The sequence below is a fragment of the Silvimonas sp. JCM 19000 genome, from assembly GCF_054652575.1.
In genome coordinates this window covers 144,541-169,782 of the sequence record NZ_BAAIHC010000002.1, presented here as the reverse complement: position 1 = coordinate 169,782, position 25,242 = coordinate 144,541, and the positions used below count along the sequence as shown (strand labels likewise).

At 59.9% G+C, this 25,242-nt stretch carries 17 protein-coding genes and 1 pseudogene; 11 read left to right on the top strand and 7 right to left on the bottom strand.

The genetic code is table 11. The annotated features are described in order from the left end of the window. Positions 1 to 16: 16 nt before the first annotated feature. Complete coding sequence (locus ACYQ1A_RS03125) at positions 17 to 1,150, bottom strand: cytochrome c biogenesis protein CcdA (RefSeq protein ID WP_499360124.1); 1,134 nt, start codon at positions 1,148 to 1,150, stop codon at positions 17 to 19. A gap of 474 nt (positions 1,151 to 1,624) precedes the next feature. On the opposite strand from ACYQ1A_RS03125, the gene ACYQ1A_RS03120 reads away from it, so the two are divergent. The 4 genes from ACYQ1A_RS03120 (at position 1,625) to ACYQ1A_RS03105 (ending at position 8,171) form a co-directional block, all read left to right on the top strand. After that, entirely contained in the window at positions 1,625 to 4,318 is a 2,694-nt protein-coding gene (locus tag ACYQ1A_RS03120) for a TonB-dependent receptor domain-containing protein (RefSeq protein ID WP_499360122.1), read from the top strand. Positions 4,319 to 4,409: 91 nt separating this feature from the next. Further along, on the top strand, positions 4,410 to 5,963 hold the full coding sequence (locus ACYQ1A_RS03115; protein ID WP_499360121.1) for a thioredoxin family protein: 1,554 nt from the start codon (positions 4,410 to 4,412) through the stop codon (positions 5,961 to 5,963). A gap of 146 nt (positions 5,964 to 6,109) precedes the next feature. After that, entirely contained in the window at positions 6,110 to 6,637 is a 528-nt protein-coding gene (locus ACYQ1A_RS03110) for a DUF1993 domain-containing protein (protein ID WP_499360120.1), read from the top strand. Positions 6,638 to 6,776: 139 nt separating this feature from the next. Next, positions 6,777 to 8,171: an MFS transporter gene (locus ACYQ1A_RS03105; protein WP_499360118.1), complete on the top strand. Its 1,395-nt coding sequence runs from the start codon at positions 6,777 to 6,779 to the stop codon at positions 8,169 to 8,171. A gap of 30 nt (positions 8,172 to 8,201) precedes the next feature. Here the strand turns inward: ACYQ1A_RS03105 and ydiK are convergent, their stop codons facing one another. Further along, complete coding sequence (gene ydiK, locus ACYQ1A_RS03100; protein ID WP_499360117.1) at positions 8,202 to 9,389, bottom strand: AI-2E family transporter YdiK; 1,188 nt, start codon at positions 9,387 to 9,389, stop codon at positions 8,202 to 8,204. 114 nt (positions 9,390 to 9,503) lie between these two features. Beyond that, complete coding sequence (ybaL, locus tag ACYQ1A_RS03095; RefSeq protein WP_499360115.1) at positions 9,504 to 11,171, bottom strand: YbaL family putative K(+) efflux transporter; 1,668 nt, start codon at positions 11,169 to 11,171, stop codon at positions 9,504 to 9,506. A 269-nt stretch (positions 11,172 to 11,440) separates the two neighbouring features. On the opposite strand from ybaL, the gene leuA reads away from it, so the two are divergent. Next, positions 11,441 to 13,087: a 2-isopropylmalate synthase gene (gene leuA, locus ACYQ1A_RS03090; protein ID WP_499360114.1), complete on the top strand. Its 1,647-nt coding sequence runs from the start codon at positions 11,441 to 11,443 to the stop codon at positions 13,085 to 13,087. Here leuA and ACYQ1A_RS03085 read toward each other — a convergent pair. Further along, the gene (locus ACYQ1A_RS03085) at positions 13,084 to 13,998 is read right to left on the bottom strand and encodes a LysR family transcriptional regulator ArgP (RefSeq protein ID WP_499360112.1); all 915 of its coding nucleotides are present in this window, start codon (positions 13,996 to 13,998) and stop codon (positions 13,084 to 13,086) included. The genes leuA and ACYQ1A_RS03085 overlap by 4 nt on opposite strands. A gap of 130 nt (positions 13,999 to 14,128) precedes the next feature. On the opposite strand from ACYQ1A_RS03085, the gene ACYQ1A_RS03080 reads away from it, so the two are divergent. From ACYQ1A_RS03080 to ACYQ1A_RS03060, 5 genes are all read left to right on the top strand, one after another. After that, entirely contained in the window at positions 14,129 to 14,731 is a 603-nt protein-coding gene (locus tag ACYQ1A_RS03080; protein WP_499360110.1) for a LysE/ArgO family amino acid transporter, read from the top strand. Between the two features lie 92 nt (positions 14,732 to 14,823). Next, entirely contained in the window at positions 14,824 to 15,840 is a 1,017-nt protein-coding gene (locus ACYQ1A_RS03075; protein WP_499360109.1) for an LLM class flavin-dependent oxidoreductase, read from the top strand. 542 nt (positions 15,841 to 16,382) lie between these two features. Beyond that, positions 16,383 to 16,613, top strand: coding sequence for a hypothetical protein (locus tag ACYQ1A_RS03070; RefSeq protein WP_062222990.1), 231 nt, complete (start codon positions 16,383 to 16,385; stop codon positions 16,611 to 16,613). Positions 16,614 to 16,787: 174 nt separating this feature from the next. Then, a complete protein-coding gene (locus tag ACYQ1A_RS03065; protein ID WP_499360108.1) occupies positions 16,788 to 18,398 on the top strand; it encodes a methyl-accepting chemotaxis protein in 1,611 nt (536 codons plus the stop codon). A 138-nt stretch (positions 18,399 to 18,536) separates the two neighbouring features. Continuing rightward, positions 18,537 to 19,067 carry a DUF4337 domain-containing protein gene (locus tag ACYQ1A_RS03060; RefSeq protein ID WP_499360106.1) on the top strand — a complete coding sequence of 177 codons (531 nt, stop codon included), beginning with the start codon at positions 18,537 to 18,539 and terminating at the stop codon, positions 19,065 to 19,067. A 65-nt stretch (positions 19,068 to 19,132) separates the two neighbouring features. Here ACYQ1A_RS03060 and ACYQ1A_RS03055 read toward each other — a convergent pair whose 3' ends face one another. Both ACYQ1A_RS03055 and typA read right to left on the bottom strand, forming a co-directional pair. Then, positions 19,133 to 21,199, bottom strand: a complete 2,067-nt coding sequence (locus tag ACYQ1A_RS03055; RefSeq protein ID WP_499360104.1) for a S46 family peptidase — start codon at positions 21,197 to 21,199, stop codon at positions 19,133 to 19,135. A gap of 140 nt (positions 21,200 to 21,339) precedes the next feature. Continuing rightward, positions 21,340 to 23,154, bottom strand: a complete 1,815-nt coding sequence (gene typA, locus ACYQ1A_RS03050) for a translational GTPase TypA (protein ID WP_499360103.1) — start codon at positions 23,152 to 23,154, stop codon at positions 21,340 to 21,342. 388 nt (positions 23,155 to 23,542) lie between these two features. Between typA and ACYQ1A_RS03045 the strand changes: the two are divergent. After that, a pseudogene (locus ACYQ1A_RS03045) lies at positions 23,543 to 23,926 on the top strand (helix-turn-helix domain-containing transcriptional regulator); the annotation flags it as partial. Between the two features lie 12 nt (positions 23,927 to 23,938). On the opposite strand, the gene ACYQ1A_RS03040 reads toward ACYQ1A_RS03045, so the two are convergent. After that, on the bottom strand, positions 23,939 to 25,141 hold the full coding sequence (locus tag ACYQ1A_RS03040; protein ID WP_499360101.1) for an aspartate aminotransferase family protein: 1,203 nt from the start codon (positions 25,139 to 25,141) through the stop codon (positions 23,939 to 23,941). Positions 25,142 to 25,242: the final 101 nt, after the last annotated feature.

The window sequence follows — 25,242 nt, the reverse complement described above, 5'->3', positions numbered from 1 at the left end:
CTGCGGCGGTCTTGCCTCAGCGACCGGCCACGGCCTGCAAATGCGCGGCAAAGTCACTGGCGCTGGTCAGGCCGATGACGCGTTTGGCCTGCAACTTGCCCGCCTTGTCGTAGAAGATCAGTGCCGGCGGCCCATACAGGCCAAATTGCTTGAGCAAGGCGGCGTCGTCATCCGAGTTGGCGGAGACATCGGCGCGCAGCAGCACAAAATTCTGCAACTCGGCTCTGACCTGAGCATCCGGCAGCACATTCTTTTCAAATTCAACGCAAGACACGCACCAGTCGGCGTAGAAATCCAGCATCACCGGTTTGCCATTGGCCTGCGCTACCGCTTGCTGCAATTGCTGCACCGATTTGACGGTCTGGAATTCCGCCGCCGCGCTGGCGCCCTTAGGCCACAACGGCTGGCTGATCCAGATGGCGCTGCCCAGCATGATGACGCCAAACACGCGCTTGACGTTGCCCATGGTCTTGCCGCTCAGACGCGGCAATACGCTGCTGCCAAAGGCGCCGATCAGCAGCAGTGGCAAACCGGTGCCAACGCCGAGGGCGTACAAGGCGCTGCCGCCCAGCAGGCGGTCGCCCGTCCTGGCCATGAATGCCAGCGCGCCAAACAAAGGCGGGGCCATGCACGCGCCCACCAGCAGCGCCGACAACATGCCCATCACAAACACCGGCGCCAGTTGGCCGCCCGGCAAGCGGTTGGCCAGATCATTGATGCGGCTTTGAAAACCGCCCGGCATCTGCAACTCAAACAGGCCAAACATCGACAAGGCCATGATCACAAAAAACAGCACCAATACTGCGGTCGTAATCGGGCTTTGCAATTGCACGGTCAGCAATGTGCCGGTGCTGGCCGCAGCCACGCCCACCACCGTATAAGTCAGCGCCAGGCCCTGGGTATATACCAGCGTCAGTCCAAACGCGCGCCAACGGCTGCGCGCCTGGCCGATCACGATGCCCGACACAATCGGCAACAACGGGTACATACACGCGGTGAGCGCCAGGCCCACGCCCGCCGCAAAAAACAGACCCAGGGTCAACCACAGATTGCCACTGGAGAGCGCACGCGCCGTGGCGTCGCCCGCATCAACGGCCCACGCTGCGGTCGAACCGGCCCCGAGCACCACGCTGATTAATAGTGTTTGCAACAAACCACGCCTCACTGCTTTCTCCTGCGATAGCACCGGCCACGTGCGGCCGGGTTAGCGATTCTAACGGATGAGACGCGCAACCGGTTCACCAGCGCACGCGTCGTCTGCTCTGTGGCTGCGCCACGCCGACGCGATGGCCTGGGCGGCGGCTGTCGCGCCCATCCAACACAGCGGGTGGCACGCGAGCGCAGCTTCTGCCGCGCTTGCGCCGGCATCTGCGCCCCGCCCTCCAGGCTGCGCGCAGCCGCAATATCCCCTACCCCAGCGGACTAGCCATCTGGTCAGCGGCGGCCATGATAACGCCACGTATCGATATTACAAATAGAAATATCAATAAATTTTCTTATACGTTTGAGAGATAAAACGTTTTTGCTATTTTGGCCGCCATCCGCAGCAAAACCCACGCTGCCATCGCCGGGCGCGCACAACGCGCCATACAAAAACCAGCAAATCGATACAGAGAGAAAAGCAATGCGATTCCAACTGACGCCACTTGCGCTGGCCGTGCTGATCGCCGGTCTGGCGCACGCTGACGACCCCGATGCCAGCAGCGCTGCCAATAGCAACACCACCAGCGTGCCCGCGGTGACCGTTACCGGCAGCCGTATCCCGCGTGCGCAAAAAGAAGGGCCCACCCCGGTAACGGTGATTACCGGCGCAGAATTAGAAAAACAAGGCTATCGCAACGTTTATGACGCGCTAAACCAGCAAACGCAAAACAGCGGTTTTACCCAGGGCGCGGATTTCGGCAATACCTTTACCCCGGCCGCCAATGCCATCAGCCTGCGCGGCCTGGGCCCTAATCACACCCTGGTGCTGATTAATGGCCGTCGCGTGGCGGACTACCCCACCGCTTATGACGGCTCGGTCAATTTCGTCAACCTGGCCAATATTCTTTCGGCCTTGGTCGACCGCATTGAAATCGTTAATGGCGGCGCATCGGCCATTTATGGCTCAGATGCCATTGCCGGGGTGGTCAATATCATCCTTAAAAAGCACGCGGACGGCGTCAATCTGAACGTTAAAGCGGGCAGCACCACACGCGGTGGCGGTGATAACGGCCGCGTGCAAATCAGCGGTGGCAAAGACTTTGGCGATGTCAGCACCGTATTTGCGCTGGAAGTCAGCAAGACCCGCATGCTGTGGAGTAAAGACCGCGACTTTATGGCGGACAGCACCGCAGGCGGCGCCGACCCGGTACGAATCTGGGGCCGCCGCAATCTGGATGACGGCGTTTATACCGGCGGCGCCCAATGCGCCGGCTTCAGCGGTTTGTTTAATGGCAGCACCGTGGCAGTGGGCCAGGGCGACAATGCCTATTGCGGCAGCGGCCAGGCGCAACCGGCCTTCTGGACTACGCAAACGCAAAACCAGAGTGAAAACCTGTATGGCGGATTGCAATGGGCCTTGAACGACAACACCACGTTTTTTACCGATTTGATGCTCGGTTTTAACGATACGCAAAACAATACGCGCGGCCCGACATGGACCTCGCTGGCCGCCACCGATGGCTATTTCTACAACCAGGACAGCGGTCACTACGAGCAATTAACGCGGCGCTTTGCGCCGGAGGAAATTGGCGGTGCCGATGCCTGGAACCGCAAATGGCGCGATAGCGCAGTCAATCTGAGCACCGGCGTGCGCGGCAGCTTTGGCAATAGCGGTTGGGATTACGAAGCCGTCTACAATATTTCGGGATATCTCAGCCGCAACACCGTGCCGCGCTTGCTGGCTTCGGTCGATAACTATTTTCTGGGTCCGCAATTGGGCACCGATAGCGACGGCATCGGCATTTATTCGCCCAATCTGGCGCGCTTTAATCAGCCGTTAACGCCGGATCAATTCAATAGTCTGGTCGGCCACACCGAAAGCCGCGATGCCGCGTGGACGCAAACCGGCAGCCTGAGCATCACTGGCAAATTGTACGATCTGCCCGCAGGCCCGCTAAAGGCGGCGGCGTTGCTGGAACTGGGCAGCCAGGGCTATAGCAATCATCCCGACAGCCAGATCAATCAGGGGGCTTTCTATAACTACAGCGGCGCACAAGATGTGAGCGGTTCGCGCACGCGCAAAGCAGCGGCGCTGGAACTGGATATCCCTATCGTCAAACAACTGGATGCCACACTGGCCGGCCGCTACGACCAATACACCTTTGCCGATCACAGCGACAGCAAGTTCACCTGGAATGTCGGCCTGCAATACCGGCCCATCGACACGCTATTGCTGCGCGGCAATTACGCCACCAGCTTTCGCGCGCCGGACATGAATTACATCTACGAGGCTTCTACCAAAGGCTATTACGCCTCGACCACCGACTACTACCGCTGCTACAAAGCCAATCAAAGCTTGTCCAATTGCGATTACGCCAACTATTCGCCGGGCGCCAATTACGTGGAGACCGGCAACCGCAATCTGCAATCAGAAAACGGCAAGTCATTTGGTTATGGCTTTGTCTGGTCGCCCAACCGCAACTTTGATATCTCGGTCGATTACTGGAACATCAAGATCGACAATCTGGTGACCGATCTGGACCCGGATAAATTACTGCGCACCGAGGCCGCTTGCCGCACGGGTGTGGATGACCCCAATTCGGCGCTGTGCAAAGACGCGTTGGCACGCGTTATCCGCAACCCGGATAACGCCGTGCTCGACCCCGGCGCCATCAATACCATCCTGGTCAATCCGATCAATGCAGCCAGCGAATCCACCAGTGGCTTCGATATCGGCGGCAAATACAAATGGACCTGGGGGCCGGTTGGCGACTTTTTATTCAGCGCCAATTACAGCAAAACGCTGACCCACCACTACCAGCAATTTGCCGATGATCCGGTGGATGATCTGTTGCACGATATGAGCAATTACGACTGGCCGGACAAGTTGAATGCGCAAGTCACGTGGTCGCGCAATGCATGGACTTCCACCGTACAAGTCACGCGTTATGGCAAAGTGCCGAACGCAGAAGGCTCGGCTTATCTGACCCCCACCGCGCTGGCTAATCTGAGCGTGGGCTATGACTTTAACAAACAGGCGTCGTTGTCATTGATCGTGAATAACGTTCTCAATACCATCAAGCATGACGATTCGGCGGGTTGGCCCTTCTATGCGGTAGGCAGTTATCTGCCGTATGGGCGGCAATGGTGGCTCGAATTCAATTACAAACTGTAAATGCGGCCCGCCTGCGTTATCGCGCAGGCGTCTGGATGCGGCGTATCAGCGCCGCATTCGGCTTTGTGTTAATCGGCATTAAAGGCAAACCATGAAACCTCTGCTTCTAAGCGTGCTGACCAGCGCGCTGTTTTTCACCGCACCGCTGACCTATGCCGCGCAAGATCATGCGCTGCCGCCAGGCATTGCGTGGCAACAAGGCGATGTCGACGCCGCCTTTGCACAAGCGCGCGCCACGCATAAACCGCTGTTTTTGTATTGGGGCGCGGTGTGGTGCCCGCCCTGCAATCAGGTCAAGGCCACCATTTTTAATCAGCAGGCGTTTATCGAGCGCTCGGCGGCATTTATTCCGGTGTATCTGGATGGTGATAGCGATAGCGCGCAAAAGTGGGGCGAGCGTTTCAAGGTGGTCGGCTACCCCACCATGATCCTGTTCAAGCCAGACGGCACGGAAATCACCCGCCTGCCGGGCGAAGTCGATGCCGAGCGCTATATGCAGGTGCTGTCGCTGGGCCTCAACGCCACGCACCCGGTGGCGGAAAGCCTGGCCAATGGCCTTAAGCCCAAGGCGCATCTGAGCGCAAACGAATGGCAAATGCTGGCCGATTACTCCTGGGACACCGGCGACACCCAGTTGCTGGACGCCCGCGCTTTGCCCGTGGCGCTGCAAACGCTGGCCCGGCATGCCGCGCTGGACCACGCGCCCGCGCCGGCACTGCGCCTGAATCTGAAGGCCGCGGCCGCCGCCGCCGGCAGCAAAGATGCGACGGCGGGCTTTAACAAAGCGCAGGCGCTGAACGCACTGGGCAATGTGCTGGCCGATTACAAACGCGTGCGCGCCAATTTCGACATTCTGGTGATCACGCCGGATGATCTGGTGCCCTTGCTGACCGAAGCCAACACGCCAGCGCGCGCACATCTGGTGGCCGCATGGAACAAGGCGCTGGTGGCATTGGCGGCCGACAACTCGATCTCGACCACCGACCGCCTGACCGCGCTGGATGGCCAGGTGGTGCTGGCCAAGCTGGATCTGGCCAAAGATCAGACCTTGCCCGACCCCTTGCTGCAACGCGTTCGCGGCGCTGTGGCGGCGGCCGACCAGGCCACCACCAATGGCTACGAGCGTCAGTCGGTGATCAGCCAGGCGTCGGATGATCTGGTGCGCGCCGGTTTGCTGGACGAATCGGATGCCTTGCTCAAGGCCGAACTCACCCGTTCGCACGCGCCGTACTACTTTATGCTCGGCCTGGCCGCCAACGCCAAAACCCGTGGCGACAATACAGCCGCGCTGAACTGGTACGAGCAAGCCTGGACCGCCGCCGAAGGCCCGGCCACACGCTTGCAATGGGGCGTGAGCTATCTGAACAACCTGATCAATCTGGACCCCGCCCAGGACGCCAAGGTGCAACAAGTTGCCAGCAGCGTGATCAAGGAAGCGGGCGCCACCCCCAACGCGTTTTACGAACGCAGCCAACGTTCTTTGCAGCGCCTGGCCACCGGTCTGGCCAAATGGAACGCCGACAAACAGCATCAGGCCACGGTCGATACACTGACCACGCAATTATCGAATGTGTGCCAGCAACTGCCGACGGCTGATCCGCAACGCAGCAACTGCGAAGAAGTGGTCAAAACCGCGCGCGGCTGATCGCTTTTTGTCGCGCCCCTGCCAGCCCACGACATGCCATTCTGATTGCCGGAATGTGCGTGTCGTGGGCTTGTTTTATGCGGCGTCCGCCACCACCCTGCCCGCGTGACGTCCTCCGGCGACGCCACCTACCAAGGATAAAACCGATGACGATTTCGCTCTATCAAGCCAGCGTGCCCGTATTCCTGCGCGGATTAGAAAACCTGGAAGCGGTGCTGCGCAAAGCGCAAGCGCATGCTGCCGAAAAACAGCTCGACCCGGCGGCCTTGCTCAGCGCGCGGTTAGCGCCGGATATGTTTGATCTGACCCGGCAGATCCAGAGCACCTGTGATGCCGCCAAAGCCGGCACCGCCCGCCTGGCCGGACAAACGCCGCCGTCCTTTGCCGACACCGAAACCACCTTTGCCGAGTTATTTGAGCGTATCGCCAAGACCGTCGCCTTTATCAAAAGCGTGGACGCCAGCGCCATCAATGGCCCGGCCGAGCGCGTGATTACGTTCAAGATGCGCGGCAATGACGTCAACTTTGCCCCGGCGCCCTATCTGTTCAGCTTTGTGCTGCCCAACTTTTTCTTCCACCTGACCACCAGCTATGACGTGCTGCGTCACTATGGCGTGACGCTGGGCAAGCTGGATTACCTGGGCACCCTGCCGCCTCCGGCCGACTGGCTCTGAGCGGCATTCTCCCGATACAGACGGACCGCACAGGCAGGCGCAGGCCCACTGTTCCGGTCCGTTTTTTTTGCCTGTATATCTGAATGTGTCGCGGCGCGTTGGTTAGAATGCCCCTCTGCATTTGACTGTCTGGTCGCTCATGTCCCGCACGATGTTGTTGCCGTTGATTGTTGCCTGCGCTTTGTTCATGGAAAACATGGACGCCACCGTGATCGCCACCTCCCTACCGGTGCTGGCACGCGATCTGGGACAAAACCCCATTACGCTCAAACTGGCGCTCACCTCGTATGTGGTGGGGTTGGGTGTGTTCATTCCGGTCTGCGGCTGGGTGGCAGACCGGTTTGGCTCGCGCTCGGTGTTCCAGACGGCGATAGGCGTATTCATGCTGGGCTCGTTGCTGTGCGCGGTGTCCAGCACCTTGTTTGAATTTGTTGCTGCACGCTTCTTGCAAGGCGTGGGTGGCGCGATGATGGTGCCGGTGGGCCGCATCATCATTTTCCGCGCGGTGCCGCGGGCCGAACTGGTCAAGGCCATCAGCTACCTGACCCTGCCGGCTTTGTTCGGCCCCATTATCGGGCCGCCGCTGGGTGGATTTATCACCACGTATTTTCATTGGCGCTGGATTTTCGTCATCAATATTCCAGTGAGCTTGCTTGGCATCTGGCTGGCCGCACGCTTTATCGAAAACCAACGCGAAACGGTTACGCAAAAACTGGACGTGCCCGGCTTTGCGCTCTCGGCCAGTGGCAGCGCGCTCAGCATGTGCGGCCTGGCCCTGTTGGGCAGCCACCTGGTGGCCTTGTGGATCGCGCTGGGGCTAACGCTGGCTGGCGCTTTATTGCTGCTCGGCTATTTCAGTTATGCCCGTCGCGCCAGCGCGCCCTTGCTGGATTTGCGCTTTTTGCGCATCCCGACCTTCCGCGCCAGCGTGCTGGGCGGCTCGCTGTTTCGTATCGGCCTGGGCGCCGTCCCCTTCTTGTTGCCGCTGGCGTTGCAAGAAGGCCTGGGCATGAACGCCTTTGTGTCGGGCACCATTACCTGCGCCTCGGCTTTTGGCGCCATGTTTATGAAAAGCATCGGCCCACGCGTGTTGCGGCGTTATGGCTTTCGTAATGTGTTGATGGTGAATGCGCTACTGGCCGGCCTGGCGATTGCGTCATACGGCATGTTTACCCCAGCCATGCCGCACCTGCTGTTGTTGGCCATTGTGGCCTTGGGCGGCTTCTTTCCGTCGCTGCAATTTACTTGTCTTAACTCGGTGGTGTACGCCGACATCGCCAGCGAAGACGCCGGCCGTGCCACCAGCTTTGCCAGCGTGGTGCAGCAATTGTCCTTGGGCCTGGGCGTGATTGTGGCGGGCATGGCCTTGCAGCTTTCCAACCATGTGCAGGGCCACGCGCACATTGAATACAGCGACTTCTGGCCCGCGTTTTTGTTGCTGGGTTTGTTCTCGGTGGCTTCCATTATTGAAACCCGACGCCTGCCAGCCGACGCCGCCCAAGCCATGGCGCAAGGCCAGACCCAGGCAGCCTGATCCACCGGCCAGCCAGCGCAGCATCCCGGCTTAAATGCGCGGCGGATCCAGCCTGGCCGAGGTTTGCGCTGCCGGGATTTGCGCTTGCGCGGCCACCTCCGGGCTGGCTTCTTGCGGCGGCACTACCGGCACCGGCTGCGCTGGCGTGATATCGCTTTGCAAGCCTTCCGCAATCCAGGCATTGGTCAGCGTATAGGTCACCGCCAGCACCACTGGCCCGACAAACAAGCCGACAATGCCGAAGGCAAACATGCCGCCCAGCACGCCGACCAGAATCAATAACAAAGGCAGATTGGCGCCGCGCTTGATCAGCATCGGGCGCAAGAAATTATCCAGCAGCCCCACCACGCCAGAAATCACCAGCAGGATAACGGCCTTGGTGATTTCGTTTTCGTAATACAGCCAGCCCACGCTGCAAATCAGTACCGGCAAGGGCCCAATCTGCGCAATACACAGCATCAGCATTGCCGCGGTCAACAAACCCGCCAAAGGAATGCCGACTATGGCAAGGCCGATGCCGCCGATGATGGATTGCGTCAGCGCCGTCACCACGATGCCCATGGCCACGGCGCGTATGGCTTGCCCGCCCAGATGCACCACGTTCTCGCCGCGCTCACCGGCAATGCGGTGGGCAAAGCGCAGCACGGCAGCCAACGCGACTTCGCCGCGGACATACAGCACGGCGCAAATGACCAGCGTTAACAGCAAATGCACCACCAGCATCCCGGCGCTACCTGCCGTGCTGAAGGTGCGTTGCGCAATCGCCGCCATATACGGCTGCACACGCGCCGCCGCCGCGCTAGAGCCACCGTCGGCCAGCTTTTGCCACTCGGCCGCCACCTTGCCACCCACCAGCGGAATGTTGGAAACCCACGCAGGCGGCGGCGCAAAAATATAGCCGGGGATGGCTTTGACCAGCGCCACGATCTGATCGGAATGGTCCACCAGCGTAATCACCGCGCCCACCAACGGCAGCACGATAATCAACAGAATGGCGCCGATCATGCCGATGGCCGCCAGCGTACGTTTGTGCCAGAGCCGTTTTTGCAGGGCCAGCATCAAAGGCCAGGTGGCGACCACCACCGTGGTGGCCCAGATCAAGGCGGGCAGAAATGGCCGTAGCACCCACAGCGAGCCACCTATCATCAAGGCGATCAGCAATATGGACAGCAGTTGGCGTGGCAGGTCTTGCACAGGTCTTGCGGGGCTGACAGACACAAAATGCTCCGGTGAGAGTACGGCCAGGATGTAGTTATCGCGCAGTATGGCGTGCCGATGCGGGTTTACAGCTTGAAAATGCGCTGCGCGGTCAAAGGCGCAGCGCCGACCGGCTTAATGCGTGGCTTGCAGCACGTGCGCGCTCATGCCGATGCCCAACTGGCGCTCGCCCATGATGGTGAAATCAGCGCCGCGTTCGCTCAGATATTCTTCTTCGGCATCGGTATGCGCCCGCGCCACAATCTTCAGCCCCGGATTGAGCTGGTGCGCCAGTTCGATCACCCGCGCGGCCTCAAAGGCATTGGGGATGGTCAGCAGCATCCATTGCGCATTTTCGATATGCGCTTGCTTCAGCGCCTCCAGTGACACCGCATTGGCATACCAGGCGACGATGCCTTGCTCGCGCAACTGCATCACGCGTTCAGCGCCGGCTTCGATGACCGCAAATTGCTGGCCTGCGGCGGCTAACTGTTTGCCCGCCGCTTCGCCCACGCGGCCATAACCGACGATGACGGTGTGATGCGGCGTGGCCGCCGGGGTCAATGCCTCGAGGCTGGTTTGATGCTTGAAATAACGCGACAGCAACTGCACCACCCGTGGCATCAGGGTAAAGCAGACCGGGTTAAGCAAGATCGACAGAATCGCCCCGGCCAGAATCAGATCCTTGCCTGCCGTCGGCAGCAAACCCATGCTGATGCCCAGTGACGCCAGGATAAACGAGAACTCGCCGATCTGCGCCAGGCTGGCGGCAATGGTCAGCGCAGTGCTGAGCGGGCGGCGGAAGGCAATCACGATCAAAAAGGCCGCCACCGACTTGCCGATAATGATGATGGCCAGCGTCGCCAGCAGCAGCAATGGCTCGCGCACCACGATAGAAGGATCAAACAACATGCCGACGGAAACAAAAAACAGCACAGCAAAGGCATCACGCAGGGGCAAGGATTCTTCGGCAGCGCGATGCGACAGTTCGGATTCGGCCATCATCATGCCGGCGAAAAATGCGCCCAATGCAAACGACACGCCAAAGATCAGGGTCGCCCCATAAGCGCAGCCCAAGGCAATCGCCAGCACGGCCAGGCGGAACAATTCTTGCGAACCCGTCCCGGCAATACGTTCGAGCAACCACGGAATTGCGCGCCGTCCCGCCAACATCATCACGGCGACAAAGCCGATCACCTTGCCGATGGTGATGGCCAGGGTCAGCCAGACATTGCCGCCCGCCGCAGCGGCATGACCATCGGCGCTTTCGGTTGCGCCGAGCAAATTGCCCAGCGCCGGGATCAGCACCAACACCAGCACCATCACGATGTCTTCAACAATAAGCCAGCCGACGGCGATGCGGCCTTCGCTGCTATCCAGAATGTGCCGGTCTTCCAGCGCGCGCAGCAGCACGGCAGTGCTGGCCACCGACAACGCCAGCCCAAAGATCAAGCCGGCGCCCAGGCTCCAGCCGGTAAACCACGACAGCGCCATACCGAGCAAGGTCGCCACCGCAATCTGTGCAATCGCGCCGGGGATGGCGATGTTTTTGACCGAGAGCAAATCCTTGACCGAAAAATGCAGGCCCACGCCAAACATCAACAGAATGACACCCAGCTCGGCCAGTTCGGGCGCCAGGCTCTGATCCGCCACAAAGCCCGGCGTAAACGGCCCGGCACAAATGCCTGCCACCAGATAACCCACCAGCGGAGGAATCCGGAAACGGTTGGCCAGCGCGCCAAAAATAAAAGCGAGCACAAGGCCACCGACTATGGTGGCGATCAGGGGGGTGTCATGCGGCATCGTGCGGCGGGCTCCGGTCGGGGTAGGTCGAATTCTTATATGCAGTAGACATGATAGCGGCCAGAGGTTGCGTGTCAGCCATAAAAAAGCCGAAGTGACAGCATCGAGCGCAATTATCTACATTTTGTCCAAAACGTAATAACAATTGCAGGAATGATCCGACCTATCACTCAATTCAATTGACACCGCACCCGCTTATTTGCCACATTAGAGTCCAATTCGCCGCAGCATTCTTATATATCGGACAATTTGTAAAAGGAGCTTGTGTCATGCGTCAGCCCGCCGGCAAATATCAACCCTTCAAGGCCATTTCTCTGCCCGATCGCACCTGGCCAGAGCGCACGCTGACCGCCCCGCCGATCTGGATGAGCACGGACTTGCGCGACGGCAACCAGGCGCTGATCGAGCCGATGAACGCAGAACGCAAGCTGCAGATGTTCCAGACGCTGGTGGCAATCGGGCTCAAGGAAATCGAGGTGGCCTTCCCTTCGGCTTCACAAACCGATTTTGATTTTGTGAGGCAACTGATCGAGCAAAACCTGATTCCCGATGACGTCACCATCGAAGTGCTGACGCAATCGCGCGAAGATCTGATCCGCCGCACCATCGAATCATTGCGCGGTGCCCGCCGCGCCATCGTGCACTTGTACAACCCGGTGGCCCCGGCATGGCGCCGCATTGTGTTCAACACCGACCAGGCTGGCGTGCGCAAGGTGGCGGAAGACGGCACGCGCTTGATCAAACAGCTGACCGAGCAATATCCGGAAACCGAATGGGTTTATCAGTATTCGCCTGAGACTTTTTCCGCCACCGAACCCGAATTCGCCCTCGAAGTCTGCAATGCCGTGAGCGCCATCTGGCAACCAACGCCGGAACGCAAAATGATTCTGAACCTGCCGGCCACGGTGGAGATGTCGACCCCAAATACCTATGCCGATCAGATTGAATGGATGAGCCGCAACCTGGCGCGCCGCGACAGCATCATTCTGTCGGTACACCCGCATAACGATCGCGGCACGGCGGTGGCGGCGACCGAGTTGGCGGTGATGGCGGGCGCAGACCGGGTGGAAGGATGTCTGTTTGGCAATGGCGAGCGCACCGGTAACGTGGATCTGGTCACGCTGGCGCTCAATCTGTACAGCCAGGGCATAGACCCGGGCCTGGATTTTTCTGATATCGACCGGGTTCGTGCGGTGGCGGAGCAATGCACGCAATTGCCGGTGCATCCGCGCCACCCCTATGCAGGCGATCTGGTTTACACGGCCTTTAGCGGCTCGCATCAGGACGCCATCAAGAAAGGCTTCGCCCAGCAACAACCCGACACCTTGTGGACCGTACCCTATCTGCCGCTCGATCCGGCCGATGTTGGCCGTACCTATGACGCGGTGATACGCGTCAATAGCCAGTCCGGCAAAGGCGGCATCAGTTTTGTGCTGCAACAGGAATACGGCTTTGAATTGCCACGCCGCATGCAGATCGAGTTCAGCCGCGTTATTCAGCGCGAAACCGACCACACCGGTCGCGAAGTACGCGCCGAAGATTTATACAGCCTGTTTGCGCGTGAATACCTCGAGCATCAACAACCGTGGCAGTACCACGGCCACCGCATCGATAACGATGGTGCGCAAGGCGTAACGCTGGCGGCCCATCTGACCCGCGACGGCGCGGCGCTCAGCTTGCAAGGCCACGCCCAGGGCCCGTTGGCGGCCTTTATCCAGGCCCTCGACGGCGCCGCCGAAATCGTGGAATACCACGAACATTCGCTGGGTAGTGGGGCCGAAGCGCGCGCGGCTTGCTATGTGGAACTGCGGGTGGCCAATGGCGGCATCTGGTATGGCGTGGGCGTCGATAGCGATATCGTCACGGCCGCGATCAAAGGCGTGCTCAGCGGCTTGAATCGCGCGGCGGCGGCTTAACTGCCGTGCGGTGCTTGTGCTTGCCCGCCCAGCACGGCGCGGGCAGCCTGCAGGATTTGCCGGGTAATTGATTCCAGTCGCGGCGACTGTACTTTCCAGGCATGCCAATACAGCTGCAGATCAACCGGCCAGGCGGGCGCCAGATCGAGCAGTTGGCCGCGCGCCATGGAGTCACCCATCTGCAGGTCTGGCAACAAGCCATAGCCGAGGCCATGGCACACGGCGGCGTAATACGATTCATGCGATGGCAGGTAGTGGCAGGGATAAGCCGAGCGCGGCAGACCCAGCCGCGCTTGCAAAAAATCCGCCTGTAACGCGTCTTTGCGATTGAACACCATGACCGGCGCCAGGCGCGCACTGTCGCGTGTCAGCCCGTCCGGAAAATAACGCGCGGCAAAGGCCGGTGTGGCCGCCATGCGGTAGCGCATACAACCCAGCCATTCTGCCTGGCAACCACGCATGGGCTGCGCTTCGGTCGTGACGCAAGCCAGCGCCAGGCCGGCCTCCATCAGCGCATAGGTGTGATCCTGGTCTTCCACCGTGACGTCCAGCAAAACCTGTTCGCGTATCAGCACCTCTGCCAGCGTAGGCACAAACCACGTGCCAAGCGTGTCGGCGTTGAGAGCCAGCGACATCACCAAAGGCGCTTGCGCCTCTGCGGCCATTTCTGCCGCCATATCTTCCTCCAGCCAGGCGGTGCGGCGCAGATATTGAAGCAGGCGCTGCCCGTGCAACGTGCTGCGGCACGGGCGACTGCGTACCACCAAGGGCTGGCCAAGGCGGGTTTCCAGCGCGCGTATACGTTGTGAGATGGCCGAGGCCGTCACATTCAGGCGGCTGGCCGCTTCTTCAAATGAGCCGGTTTCGATCACCGCAAGCAAGGCGTCGGTCTGGCGATAATCAAGCTTCATGATCGCTGCACTTAAGTTTTTTTCAGCTTATATGAAAAACCTTAATCCAGCTTCATCGAGCAGCAGGACCACGGCAAAATACGTCTCGATGCTGGCATACGAGCCAGCCCCGGTCAGCAAAGGCTAAACAATGATGAGTGCGTGGCTACAAGGTTTTGGTTTGGGCGGCGGTTTGATCGTCGCCATAGGCGGGCAAAATGCCCACGTCTTGCGCATGGGCCTGCAAAAGCAGCATGTTGGCCTGACGGTGCTGGTGTGCATCATCGGTGATGTATTACTGATCGCAGCCGGTGCGGCGGGCATGGGCGCATTGATTGCCAACTATCCGCTGCTCACCGTGGCCGCGCGCTGGCTGGGCGCCGCCTTCCTGGCCTGGTATGGCCTACGCGCATGGCGAGCGGCTCTGGGCAACGACGCGCTCAACGCCGCAGCCGCGCGACCCGCGCTCGGCTGGCAACAAGCGCTGTTGACCGTGGCCGCGTTAACCTGGCTGAACCCGCATGTATATCTGGATACCGTGGTGCTGCTCGGTTCGGTAGCGGCCCAGCAAAGCGGCGTGGCGCGGCCATGGTTTGCGCTGGGTGCCATGACTGCTTCGGTGTTGTGGTTTAGCGGAATCGGCTTTGGTGCGCGGCTGTTGGCGCCGTGGTTTGCCTCGGCCCAGGCGTGGCGCGTGCTGGATGGCGTGATCGGACTGGTGATGTTCGCGCTGGCGGCGTCCTTGATCGTCTGAATACGCAGTGCCGCATTAGACCGATCGGTCTGGAAATTCCGCCACCCCATCCCCACCTGCAAGCAACCTTTACGTTGTCCGCAGGATGCGCCATGAAGCCGCTAGAACAAACGCCATTTTCTGTCCTCGATCTCTCGCCAATTCTTGCTGGCGGCACGCCCGGCCAGGCGCTGGCCAATACGCTATCGTTGGCGCAACACGCCGACCAGCTTGGCTTTACCCGCTACTGGCTGGCCGAACATCACGGCATGCGCGGCATCGCCAGCGCCGCCACGGCGGTGGTGATCGGCCATGTCGCCGGCGGCACCAGACACATCCGCGTCGGCTCCGGCGGCATCATGCTGCCCAACCACGCGCCGCTGGTGATCGCGGAACAATTCGGCACGCTGGAATCGCTCTACCCCGGCCGCATCGACCTCGGCCTCGGTCGCGCGCCCGGCACGGATCAGGCCACCATGCGTGCGCTGCGCCGCGATTCTGGCGCCGATGGCGATCAATTTCCGCAAATGCTGCAAGAACTGCGCGCCTATTTCCGGCCCGATTTATATAGCGGCAGCAATGGCATTCATGCCATCCCGGGCGAAGGGCTGGATATACCCATCTGGTTGCTCGGCTCGAGCGGGTTTAGCGCTCAACTGGCCGGTTATCTGGGACTGCCGTTTGCTTTTGCCGGGCAATTTGCGCCCCGCAGCATGCAAGCTGCGCTGGACTTGTACCGCCATACTTTCCGCCCCGGCGTGTTGAACGAACCGTATGCCATGGTGGGGTTGAATGTGATCGTGGCGGATAGTGACGAGCGCGCACAGTTTTTGGCGACGTCACAGCAACGCAAATTTGTTGATCTGATTCGGGGCAACCCCGGTCCGCTGGATCCGCCCGTAGAAAATATGGATGACTATTGGCAGCCGCATGAACGTGCCTCGGTGCACGCGCAACTGGGTGGTTCGATTGTGGGCAGCCCGGTAACGGTCAGGGCGCAATTGCACGACTTTGTGGCGCGTACCGGCGCCAACGAAATCATGGCGAATGCCGCCATTTTTGATCACGCCGAGCGTCTGCGTTCGTATGAATTGCTGGCGCAAGTGGTCGGGCTGAAACCCTCGTTCTAAAAACGACGCGCATAAAAAATGCCGGTCAGAAAGGGACCGGCATTTCAATTCCAGAACAGGCCACCACGATGGGCTGGTCCGGTAGCGGGTCATGTTGCCATGGCCACTATTGTTGTTACTCGATGCACTACACCGTACAAACGGCTGCCAATTCTGGTCTTGTTGCGGTGGAGTGGTAACACGTAACGCTGCCAGCCTTGCGGGCTGCTGCATTAACGGGTGCTAATTTAACCTGGCCTTTGCTGACAGGCACTGCCGGTGGTCGGACTGGCGATATACGGTGTTAGTGGCAGCGTCCGTACGCTCGCTGGTTGGCCCCACGTTTCAGGCGCGATGCGGCTTGCAGCCACGGCTGGCGCGCTTTATTCGTCGCGGTTTACTGCCATCGCGTAGCCATTAAACCGTGGCATGGATACAACACACTGATTACACCGCTGGTAACCTGCGGCCCTGCGCCGCCATGGCACTGGTCCTGTGTCAGCAGATGCGGTTAATTCTCAGAATCGGCATCATGGTGTGCCTGCCCCGCCGGAGTTACCGTGATGCGTCTCACACTGTGTTTATTGCTCACATTCATGCTCAGTCCGCCGCTGAGTGCCGCGCCCGCACCGTGGTTTCACTGGTACAGCAAACTGGATGGCAAGACTGCTTGCGCGCAGGCGTCACCGGGTTCCGGCTGGAAACAAGGCGACGGCCCCTACCGGGATGCGCATTGTCTTAAACGATCGTTTGTCGCAAGCGCGCCACAGCGCGCCGCAAAAGTCAGCCTGTAGAAAGCAAACCACCCCGCTTGCAGTGAGCCTCGACGCCGTCCAGCAGCCAACGGCGGGCATGCGGCGCATGACGGATGCATAGCTCTGCTTACAAGGTGCAGAATCCGTAGTCGAGAACTTGGCGCAACCTGACAATGACCGCCGCGCCCGTCCCCGCTACTCCGGAGAACCACCATGAAGCTTTCCACCCGCCTGTTGCTGATCGTTGCCACCGCGTTGCTCGGGCTTATCGTCATTGCCGGTTTCGGCCTGCAGACCTTGCACGCCACCATGCTGCAAGACCGCCACGATGCCATCCGCAGTCTGGTCACGCTGGCCGCCAAACAAGTCGAGCATTACCGCGATCTGGCCGCAGCCGGAAAAATGACTGACGCCGAAGCGCAAGAGCGCGCGGTGGAGGCCTTGCAGGGGCTGAACAACGGCTCGGGCGATTATGTGTATGCACGCCGCGCCGACGGCTATGTGCTGGCCCACCCCGATCCGCGTAAGCGCGGCAAGATTGATTTTGGTAGCACGCTGCCCGATGGCCGGACCACGGTGCAGGCCTATTCCGATGCCTTGGGTGATAAGGAGTTTGCATTTGCCGATATCGTCAGCAAGCGCATCGGTTCGGACGTGGACGTCGCCAAAACCAATGGCGTGGCGCGGATCAAAGGCTGGAACTGGGTGATCGGCTATGGCCAATGGGCCGACGATATCGATAAAGCGTTCTGGCACTTTGCCTGGCAGTTGATCGGCCTTGGGGTGCTGGTGCTGATCGTTGTGAGTGGTATCGCCATCGTGATGGCGCGTTCGATCTACCAACGCCTGGGTGGGGAGCCGGATGCCGCCGCCGAAGCCGCCTTGCGCATCGCCAGTGGCGATCTCAGCCACGCGGTGCAGGCCCGCAGCCGTGACAGCCTGATGGGCGCAATCCAGGCCATGCAAGACAGCCTGCATCAGATGATCGAGAACATTCAACGCAGCGCGCAAAGTCTGGGCCAGGCCACGTCGGGCCTGACCGGCCAGATGCAGCAAATCAATCGCGCAGCGCGCCAGTCCTCGGACGCAACAGCCTCCACGGCTGCGGCTATTGAAGAAATGTCGGTCAGCGTCGACCACATTTCGGCCAGCGCTCGCGAAACCGAAAACAACTCGGCACGCTCCAGCGAACTCGCCGTGCATGGCGAAAAACTGGTGACCAACGCCGCGGGCGAAATCCAGCTGATTGCCGGCCAGATCAATGATGCATCCGGTTTGATTGGCGGCCTGGTCGAACGCTCGCGCGAAATTGGCGGCATTGCCAGCGTGATTAAAGAGATTGCCGATCAAACCAACTTGCTGGCCCTGAATGCCGCAATCGAAGCTGCGCGCGCTGGCGAACAAGGCCGAGGTTTTGCGGTGGTTGCCGATGAAGTGCGCAAACTGGCCGAGCGCACATCGCAAGCCACCAACCAGATTACCGAGATGATCGTGGCAATCCAGACCGACACCGGCTCGGTGGTTGCCAGCATGGATGAAGTCACGCCACGTGTTGCGCGCGGCGTTGAAATGGCCAATCAGGCCGCTGAATCGTTACGCGCCATCAACGAAGGCACCGCCGCCACGCTGGACAAGATCCGTGATGTGGCCAATGCCACCTCTGAGCAAAGTGCCGCCAGCAGCAGCGTCGCTGTAAACGTCGAGCGCATTGCGCATATGGTGGAAGACGCCGCCACCTCGGTGCATGCCGCCAATGGCAATGTCAGCGCGATGGAGCAACTGGCCAACGAATTACGCGCCTCGGTATCTCGCTTCCGCGTCTGAGCGCCTCTTCCCTACGCCCATCCACCGCCTGGCTTAACACGCTGTTACAGCTAGCGCGGTGGATTGTGGCAACAATGCGCTGCGCCGCCTGCCGGGCGGGCCAAATGATTGTATTAACCGTTTTTATCTGTCTGGACTATGGCTGAAGAAAAGAAAGACCCGTGGCTCAATTATCTGGCGCTCACCACCGTGGTTCTGGCGGTTTGCGCCACCCTCTCTACCTTTAAAGGCGGCGGTTACAGCACCCGTGGTGTAATCAGCCAGGCGCAAGCCAGCGACCAATGGGCCTATTACCAGTCCAAGGGCGTCAAACAATATCTGTATCAAATCCAGCGCGATAACCTGGCGCTGCAACGCGAAGCGCTGGCGGATGACAACAAAGCCGCTGCCGCATTTGATGCGCGCATTGCCGATTACAGCAAGAAAGTGACGCAATACGACGCCGAGAAACACGAAATCGAAAACAAGGCGCGCGCCCTCGAAGCGCAACGCGATGAGGCCCAGCAACACGGCAAGCCATTTGGCATTGCGGTGATTTTTTTGCAGGTTGCCATTCTGATTTCGTCGATTGCCGGTTTGTTTAAACGCAAAGTCTTGTGGTGGGGCGCCCTGCCGGTGGGCCTGATCGGCCTGGCGTATTTTGCCGACGGCTTCTTTTTGTTTATGTAATTCGAGCCAGCACAATCCAGCAAAAAGCCGTCCTCGCAAGGACGGCTTTTTTACGTGCATTGCGCTCAGTGCGGCTGCGCGCCGGTGCGCATTTCGTTGGCCAGATCGGTGGCGTGATAGATGCGGTCCAACGCTTGCAGAATGGCGCCGCTATGCACAGCAACCGAACGATTCAGGGTCGGATCGTAATAGAAAGCGCCGCCGAGGCTGTGGATATTGCCGTCAAAAATCAGGCCGACAATCTGACCTTGCTGATTGATCACCGGGCTGCCCGAGTTACCCCCGATGATGTCGTTGGTGGTCACAAAGTCGAATTTCTGCTGCAGATCAAGCTGCGGTTTTGCCGCCAGCCAACTGGCGGGCAAGGCAAACGGCTCGGCGCCAGTGTGGCGTTCAAAGGCACCAGCAAAGTAGGTGTAGGGTGCCACCGCCTGGCCGCGCTCATCCCAGCCTTTCACTTCGCCATACGACAATCGCAGCGTGAAAGTGGCGTCCGGGTAGACCCGGTCGCCCAGTTGCGCAAAGCGCGCTTGCGCGATCAGTTCCGCATTCTTTTGCTCAACCGCTTCGACGTCCTGCTCGTAGCGCTGACGCACCGAGCGCGCGGCCGGATCGATCAGGCGTGCCAGCAGAAGCATGGGGTCATCCGATGCCGCGACCGCAGCCGCCCCGCCCTGCCACAGCGCACGGCGTACCGCGACATCACCCAGCCTGGTGCCGTCGATGACGCGGCTCGCAACCTGACGCGGCGATAGCTTGCCCAGCACCATTTTGACAAACGCATCGTCCGGCCCCAGCAGTTCGCGCATACGGGTCAGCGATGCGGTCAGCTTGGTTTTTTCAAAATCAGGATAGATCGGCGCGCTGGAGAACAAGCGTTGCTCGCGCTGGGGCAGATCACTTTCGTGAAACTCGCGCAGACGCTGGGCATTCGGCTTGGCACGCTCAGCCGCGCCCCGCACCAATGTGCGCGCGATATCAAAATATTCGCTATCAAAACCATCGCCCATTTCTTTGACCACATAATCTGGCTCGATCCGGGTGTACACGGCCTGCGCTTGGGCAATGGCATCCCACGCACCGCCCACCTTGTCCTGGAGCGCTGGATGAGCCGCAACAAAAGCCCGCAGGCTGGCCTCGTCGCGCTGCTTTTGCGCCATCACCGTGGGGTCTTGCAGCGCCTGCAGCTGGCCGAACATGGCTTTGTAGCTGTTCTCGATATAAAACAGGTCGGTATGCGCCACCCGCGCTTGTTCGGCGCCTTCGGTGCTGTACTGGCGCAACATGCCGCGCTCACCCGCCAGTTCCAGCAGGCGATGCTGCAAGCGGATATCACGCAGATTGGCCAGTTGTGCCATGGTCAGCAGACGGCGGGTGGTACCGGGATGACCGGTCACAAAGGTCAATTCGCCAGACTTGGCGCCATCGGCACTCAAGGGGAAAAAATCTTTGGTCTGCGCGGGCTTGCCGTTCTCATAAACGCGCATGACCGACATATCCAGCGCATAACGCGGAAAATTGAAGTTGTCCGGGTCGCCGCCAAAAAAGCCGATGGCCGCCTCAGGCACAAACACCAGGCGCACATCCTGGAAGCGGTGATATTGGTACAGATGGTATTTGCCGCCGTGGTACAGATCGACCACATCGCAGCGCTGGGTGTCACGAGCGCCGCCCACACAGGCCTGGGTTAATTGCGCCTTGATCGCGTCTTGCGCCTTTTTGAAGGCATCGCCGTCCAGGCCCTGTGTGGCCGCTTTGACTTGCTGCGTCACATCAGTGATTTTTTCCAGCCGGTTGATTTCGATTTCGGGGCAACGCACTTCATGGGCGAGATCACGCGCCAGAAAACCTTGCTCCACAAAGTCTTGTCTGGCCGTGGACAGTTGCTCAACGCAAGACACTGCGCAGTGGTGATTGCTCAGTACCAGGCCATTCGGCGATACAAACGAGGCCGAACAGCCGTTGGCGATACGCGCCGATGCGTGCATCAGCTTGTCCACCCATGCGGCATCCGGGCTGAAGCCGTATTGCTGTTTGATCTGCGCACTGGGCAGATTGTCCAGCGTCCACATCCCTTCGGCGGCACAGGCCAGCGTGGGCCACAACGCGACTGCTAATAACCACTGACGCACGTCTCGATCTCCGGTTTATCGTTTTAAGCCGACGATCATAACAAAGGCAGTCAGACGCTCCAGCCGCAGACGATAAAAAACCGGGCACCAGGCCCGGTTTTTTGTACAAGCGACACACTCAAAGCGTGAGCAGTGCCGGCTTAGTTGCCCGCTTTGTTAGCGCGGCGACGGTCGTGTTCTTGCAGGTGACGTTTACGCACGCGGATCGATTGCGGGGTGATTTCGACCAGTTCGTCATCATCGATAAACTCGACGGCCGATTCCAGCGTCAGCTTGATCGGGGTGGTCAGACGCACGGCTTCATCAGTACCCGAAGCGCGCACGTTGGTCAGCTGCTTGCCCTTGATCGGGTTAACGACCAGGTCGTTATCACGGCTGTGAATACCAATCACCATGCCTTCGTACAGCTTGTCGCCCGGGCTGACGAACATACGGCCACGGTCTTCCAGCTTCCACAGCGCGTAGGCCACGGCTTCACCGTTATCCTGCGAGATCAGCACGCCATTGTGACGGCCCGGCAGGTCAGCCTTGACCGGTGCGTAGTCATCAAACACGTGGCTCATCAGACCGGTACCGCGGGTCATGGTCATGAAGTCAGACTGGAAGCCGATCAGGCCACGTGCCGGAATGTGATATTCCAGACGGGTACGACCACGACCATCCGATTCCATATTGGTCAGTTCGCCGCGGCGACGACCGATTTCTTCCATGATGCCGCCCTGGTGTTCATCTTCCAGGTCGATGGTCAGGTTTTCGTACGGCTCGCACTTCTCGCCGTTCACGTCTTTGTAAACCACACGCGGCTTGGCAACGGCCATTTCAAAGCCTTCGCGACGCATGCTTTCCAGCAGAATGGTCAAGTGCAGTTCGCCACGGCCCGAAACGCGGAAGATATCGGCATCGGCCGTGTCTTCAACACGCAGCGCCACGTTGGTCAGCAGTTCTTTGTTCAGACGGTCGCGGATCTGGCGGCTGGTGACAAACTTGCCTTCGGTACCGGCCAGCGGCGAGGTGTTCACCATAAAGTCCATGGTCAGGGTCGGCTCATCCACGCCCAGAACCGGCAGACCAACCGGGTTTTCGCGATCACAGATGGTGACGCCGATACCGATTTCGTCCAGACCCGAGATGATGATGATGTCGCCAGCTTCAGCGCCTTCAACCGGCACGCGTTCCAGACCCTGGAAGCCCAGCACCTGGTTGATACGGCCCGACGACACTTGTTCTTCGTGGTTCATCACCACCACTTGCTGGCCCGGCTTGATGCGGCCGTTCAGCACGCGACCCACGCCAAGGCGGCCGGTGTAAGTGGAGTAATCGAGTGCGGCGATCTGCAGTTGCAGCGCGGCTTCCGGGTCACCTGCGGGCGTCGGCACGTGCTTGAGCACGGTTTCGAACAGCGGACGCATGTTGTCGGATTCTTGATCCAGCTCGAGCTTGGCAAAGCCGTTCAGGCCAGATGCATAAATGATCGGGAAATCGAGTTGCTCGTCGCTGGCACCCAGCTTGTCGAACAGGTCGAAGGTCTGATCCACCACCCAGTCCGGGCGCGCGCCGGGACGGTCAACCTTGTTGATGACGACGATGGGGCGCAGGCCCAAGGCCAGTGCTTTTTTGGTCACGAAGCGCGTTTGCGGCATCGGGCCTTCCACGGCATCCACCAGCAGCAGCACGCCATCAACCATACCCAGTACACGCTCTACTTCACCGCCGAAATCCGCGTGACCCGGGGTGTCGACGATGTTGATGTGCACGCCTTCGTATTCGATTGCCGTGTTCTTGGCCAGAATCGTGATACCACGTTCTTTTTCCAGATCGTTGCTGTCCATCACCCGCTCGTCTACCTGTTGGTTTTCGCGGAAGGTGCCGGATTGGCGCAGAAGTTGATCGACCAGCGTGGTTTTACCGTGGTCGACGTGGGCAATAATTGCGATGTTACGGATGGCGCGCGTCATGGGTGGGTTTGGCTAACAGTCTGAAAAGCCGAGGATTGTACCACGGGTCGATGACAATGCGTTTTCCGTTCTGATATCTGTACGCGCCAGCCAGCGACAGCAGGCAGATTATGCGGACACCGTTGGGCTAACTGGTTGTGGCAGATGGCGTTTTGAGCCAAGGGTGCCCCGCTTTGCCCAAGGGGGTGGGTTATTCTGATCTCCGCAGAAGACCTGAAGGCTGAGCCTGCGGCGCATGTTTGATACCCGGGGGTGCGCGGGAGCACCTTACTTTTCTTTGCTTCGCCAAAGAAGAAGTAAGCAAAAGAAAGGCGACCCCACTCGCGAATCCTTCGCTCGCCAGGGGGCCCGATAGGTCAAAAGCCGAAACGGACCGTCTGTTACTTCGATGGCTCAGCTGCCGCTCCGCGGACGCGAGACTCAGTCGGAGCCGCTACGCCGTCTCCTACCCTCGCCCGCTCAGGAGATGTTTCTGGCGATGCGGATGGCTTTGCCTCGTCCGCCGGACTTCGGGTGGGCGTCATCAGCGCCCGGTGACCGTGAATGCTTCGCCTGCGCTGCTTATCGCACTAATGCATCAATCCGCCGGCGATATTGCTCGACCGGAAAGCGCGAAGCCATGCCCGAACTCACCGCATTTGATGCAGCCCGCTACCTGGATGACGACGATGTCATCGTGGAGTACATCAAGGCCATACTCGAAAATAAAAACGCCGACCTGTATCGGTCGGCGCTGGAAGAAATTGCGCGTGCACTCACAATGCGCGCTTCGCAAATCGGGCGCTTACGCCACCAAACGCGCAAACGCCTTTTCCACGCGGGCCAGGCCAGCGTCGATTTCATCGTCGCTGATCACCAGCGAAGGTGCAAAGCGCACCACATCCGGGCCGGCGGCCAGTACCAGCACGCCTTCTTCGGCGGCGGCGTTCAGTACGTCGCGGCTGCGGCCCGCGTATTCGGCTTTCAGTTGCACGCCAATCAGCAGACCCATGCCGCGAATTTCAGCCACGACCGGGTATTTATCGGCAATGGCTTGCAGGCCAGCGCGGATGCGTTCGGATTTTACTTGTACGCCGCTCAGGGTTTCCGGGCGTGTAATGATGCTGATGGCTTTGCCAGCGACGGCGGTGGCCAGCGGATTGCCGCCGTAGGTGGTGCCATGCGTGCCAGCCACCAGATGTTTGGCCACTTTCTCGGTGGTCAACATTGCGCCAATCGGAAAACCGCCGCCCAGGCCCTTGGCGGTCGACAGGATGTCCGGCACCACGCCGAAATCCATATAGGCATACAAGCTACCGGTACGGCCGTTGCCGCTTTGCACTTCATCAAAAATCAGCAGCGCGTTGAATTTGTCGCACAGCGCGCGCACGCCTTGCAGGAATTCCTGCGTGGCCGGGGTTACGCCGCCTTCGCCCTGGATAGGTTCGATGATGACGCAAGCCGTGTCGTCATCAATCAGCGCTTCCAGCGAGGCCAGATCGTTGTATTTAAAGTGCTCAATGCCTGCCGGGCGGGGGCCGAAGCCGTCGGAATACTTGGGCTGGCCACCCACGCTGACGGTAAAGAAAGTGCGGCCATGGAAGGAATTGAGCGCCGACAGCACTTTGTTCTTGCGCTCACCGTATTTCTCGATGCTGGCGCGCCGGGCCAGTTTCAGCGCGGCTTCGTTAGCTTCCGCGCCCGAATTGCAGAAGAACACGCGCTCGGCAAAGGTGTGGTCGACCAGCGCTTTAGCCAGCGCCAGCGCGGGTTCGTTGGTGAATACGTTCGAGATGTGCCACAGCTTGTTGCCTTGCTCGGTCAGTGCCGCCACCAGTTCCGGATGGCAATGGCCCAGCGAATTGACGGCGATACCACCACCAAAATCGATGTATTCCTTACCGGCCTGATCCCAGACCCGGCTGCCCGCGCCGCGTACCGGCACGATTGCGGCAGGCGCGTAATTGGGAACCATGTATTGATCATAATCGGCGCGGCTGAACGGCATCGCTGTTCCTTTACAAGCTGAGGGGGACGAAAACGGCCATTCTAGCAGGCTTCGTCCAAATCAAAACGCCGCCAGCACCTGATCGGTGCGGGCGGCGCCGC

Coding starts and splice junctions, on each gene's coding strand:
- ybaL (WP_499360115.1), bottom strand. CDS start 11,171: ATGCCGCATGACACCCCCCTGATCGCCACCATAGTCGGTGGCCTTGTG.
- ACYQ1A_RS03060 (WP_499360106.1), top strand. CDS start 18,537: ATGGCTGAAGAAAAGAAAGACCCGTGGCTCAATTATCTGGCGCTCACC.
- ACYQ1A_RS03070 (WP_062222990.1), top strand. CDS start 16,383: ATGCGTCTCACACTGTGTTTATTGCTCACATTCATGCTCAGTCCGCCG.
- ACYQ1A_RS03115 (WP_499360121.1), top strand. CDS start 4,410: ATGAAACCTCTGCTTCTAAGCGTGCTGACCAGCGCGCTGTTTTTCACC.
- ACYQ1A_RS03110 (WP_499360120.1), top strand. CDS start 6,110: ATGACGATTTCGCTCTATCAAGCCAGCGTGCCCGTATTCCTGCGCGGA.
- ACYQ1A_RS03085 (WP_499360112.1), bottom strand. CDS start 13,998: ATGAAGCTTGATTATCGCCAGACCGACGCCTTGCTTGCGGTGATCGAA.
- ACYQ1A_RS03105 (WP_499360118.1), top strand. CDS start 6,777: ATGTCCCGCACGATGTTGTTGCCGTTGATTGTTGCCTGCGCTTTGTTC.
- ACYQ1A_RS03065 (WP_499360108.1), top strand. CDS start 16,788: ATGAAGCTTTCCACCCGCCTGTTGCTGATCGTTGCCACCGCGTTGCTC.
- ACYQ1A_RS03080 (WP_499360110.1), top strand. CDS start 14,129: ATGATGAGTGCGTGGCTACAAGGTTTTGGTTTGGGCGGCGGTTTGATC.
- ACYQ1A_RS03040 (WP_499360101.1), bottom strand. CDS start 25,141: ATGCCGTTCAGCCGCGCCGATTATGATCAATACATGGTTCCCAATTAC.
- typA (WP_499360103.1), bottom strand. CDS start 23,154: ATGACGCGCGCCATCCGTAACATCGCAATTATTGCCCACGTCGACCAC.
- ACYQ1A_RS03120 (WP_499360122.1), top strand. CDS start 1,625: ATGCGATTCCAACTGACGCCACTTGCGCTGGCCGTGCTGATCGCCGGT.
- leuA (WP_499360114.1), top strand. CDS start 11,441: ATGCGTCAGCCCGCCGGCAAATATCAACCCTTCAAGGCCATTTCTCTG.
- ACYQ1A_RS03075 (WP_499360109.1), top strand. CDS start 14,824: ATGAAGCCGCTAGAACAAACGCCATTTTCTGTCCTCGATCTCTCGCCA.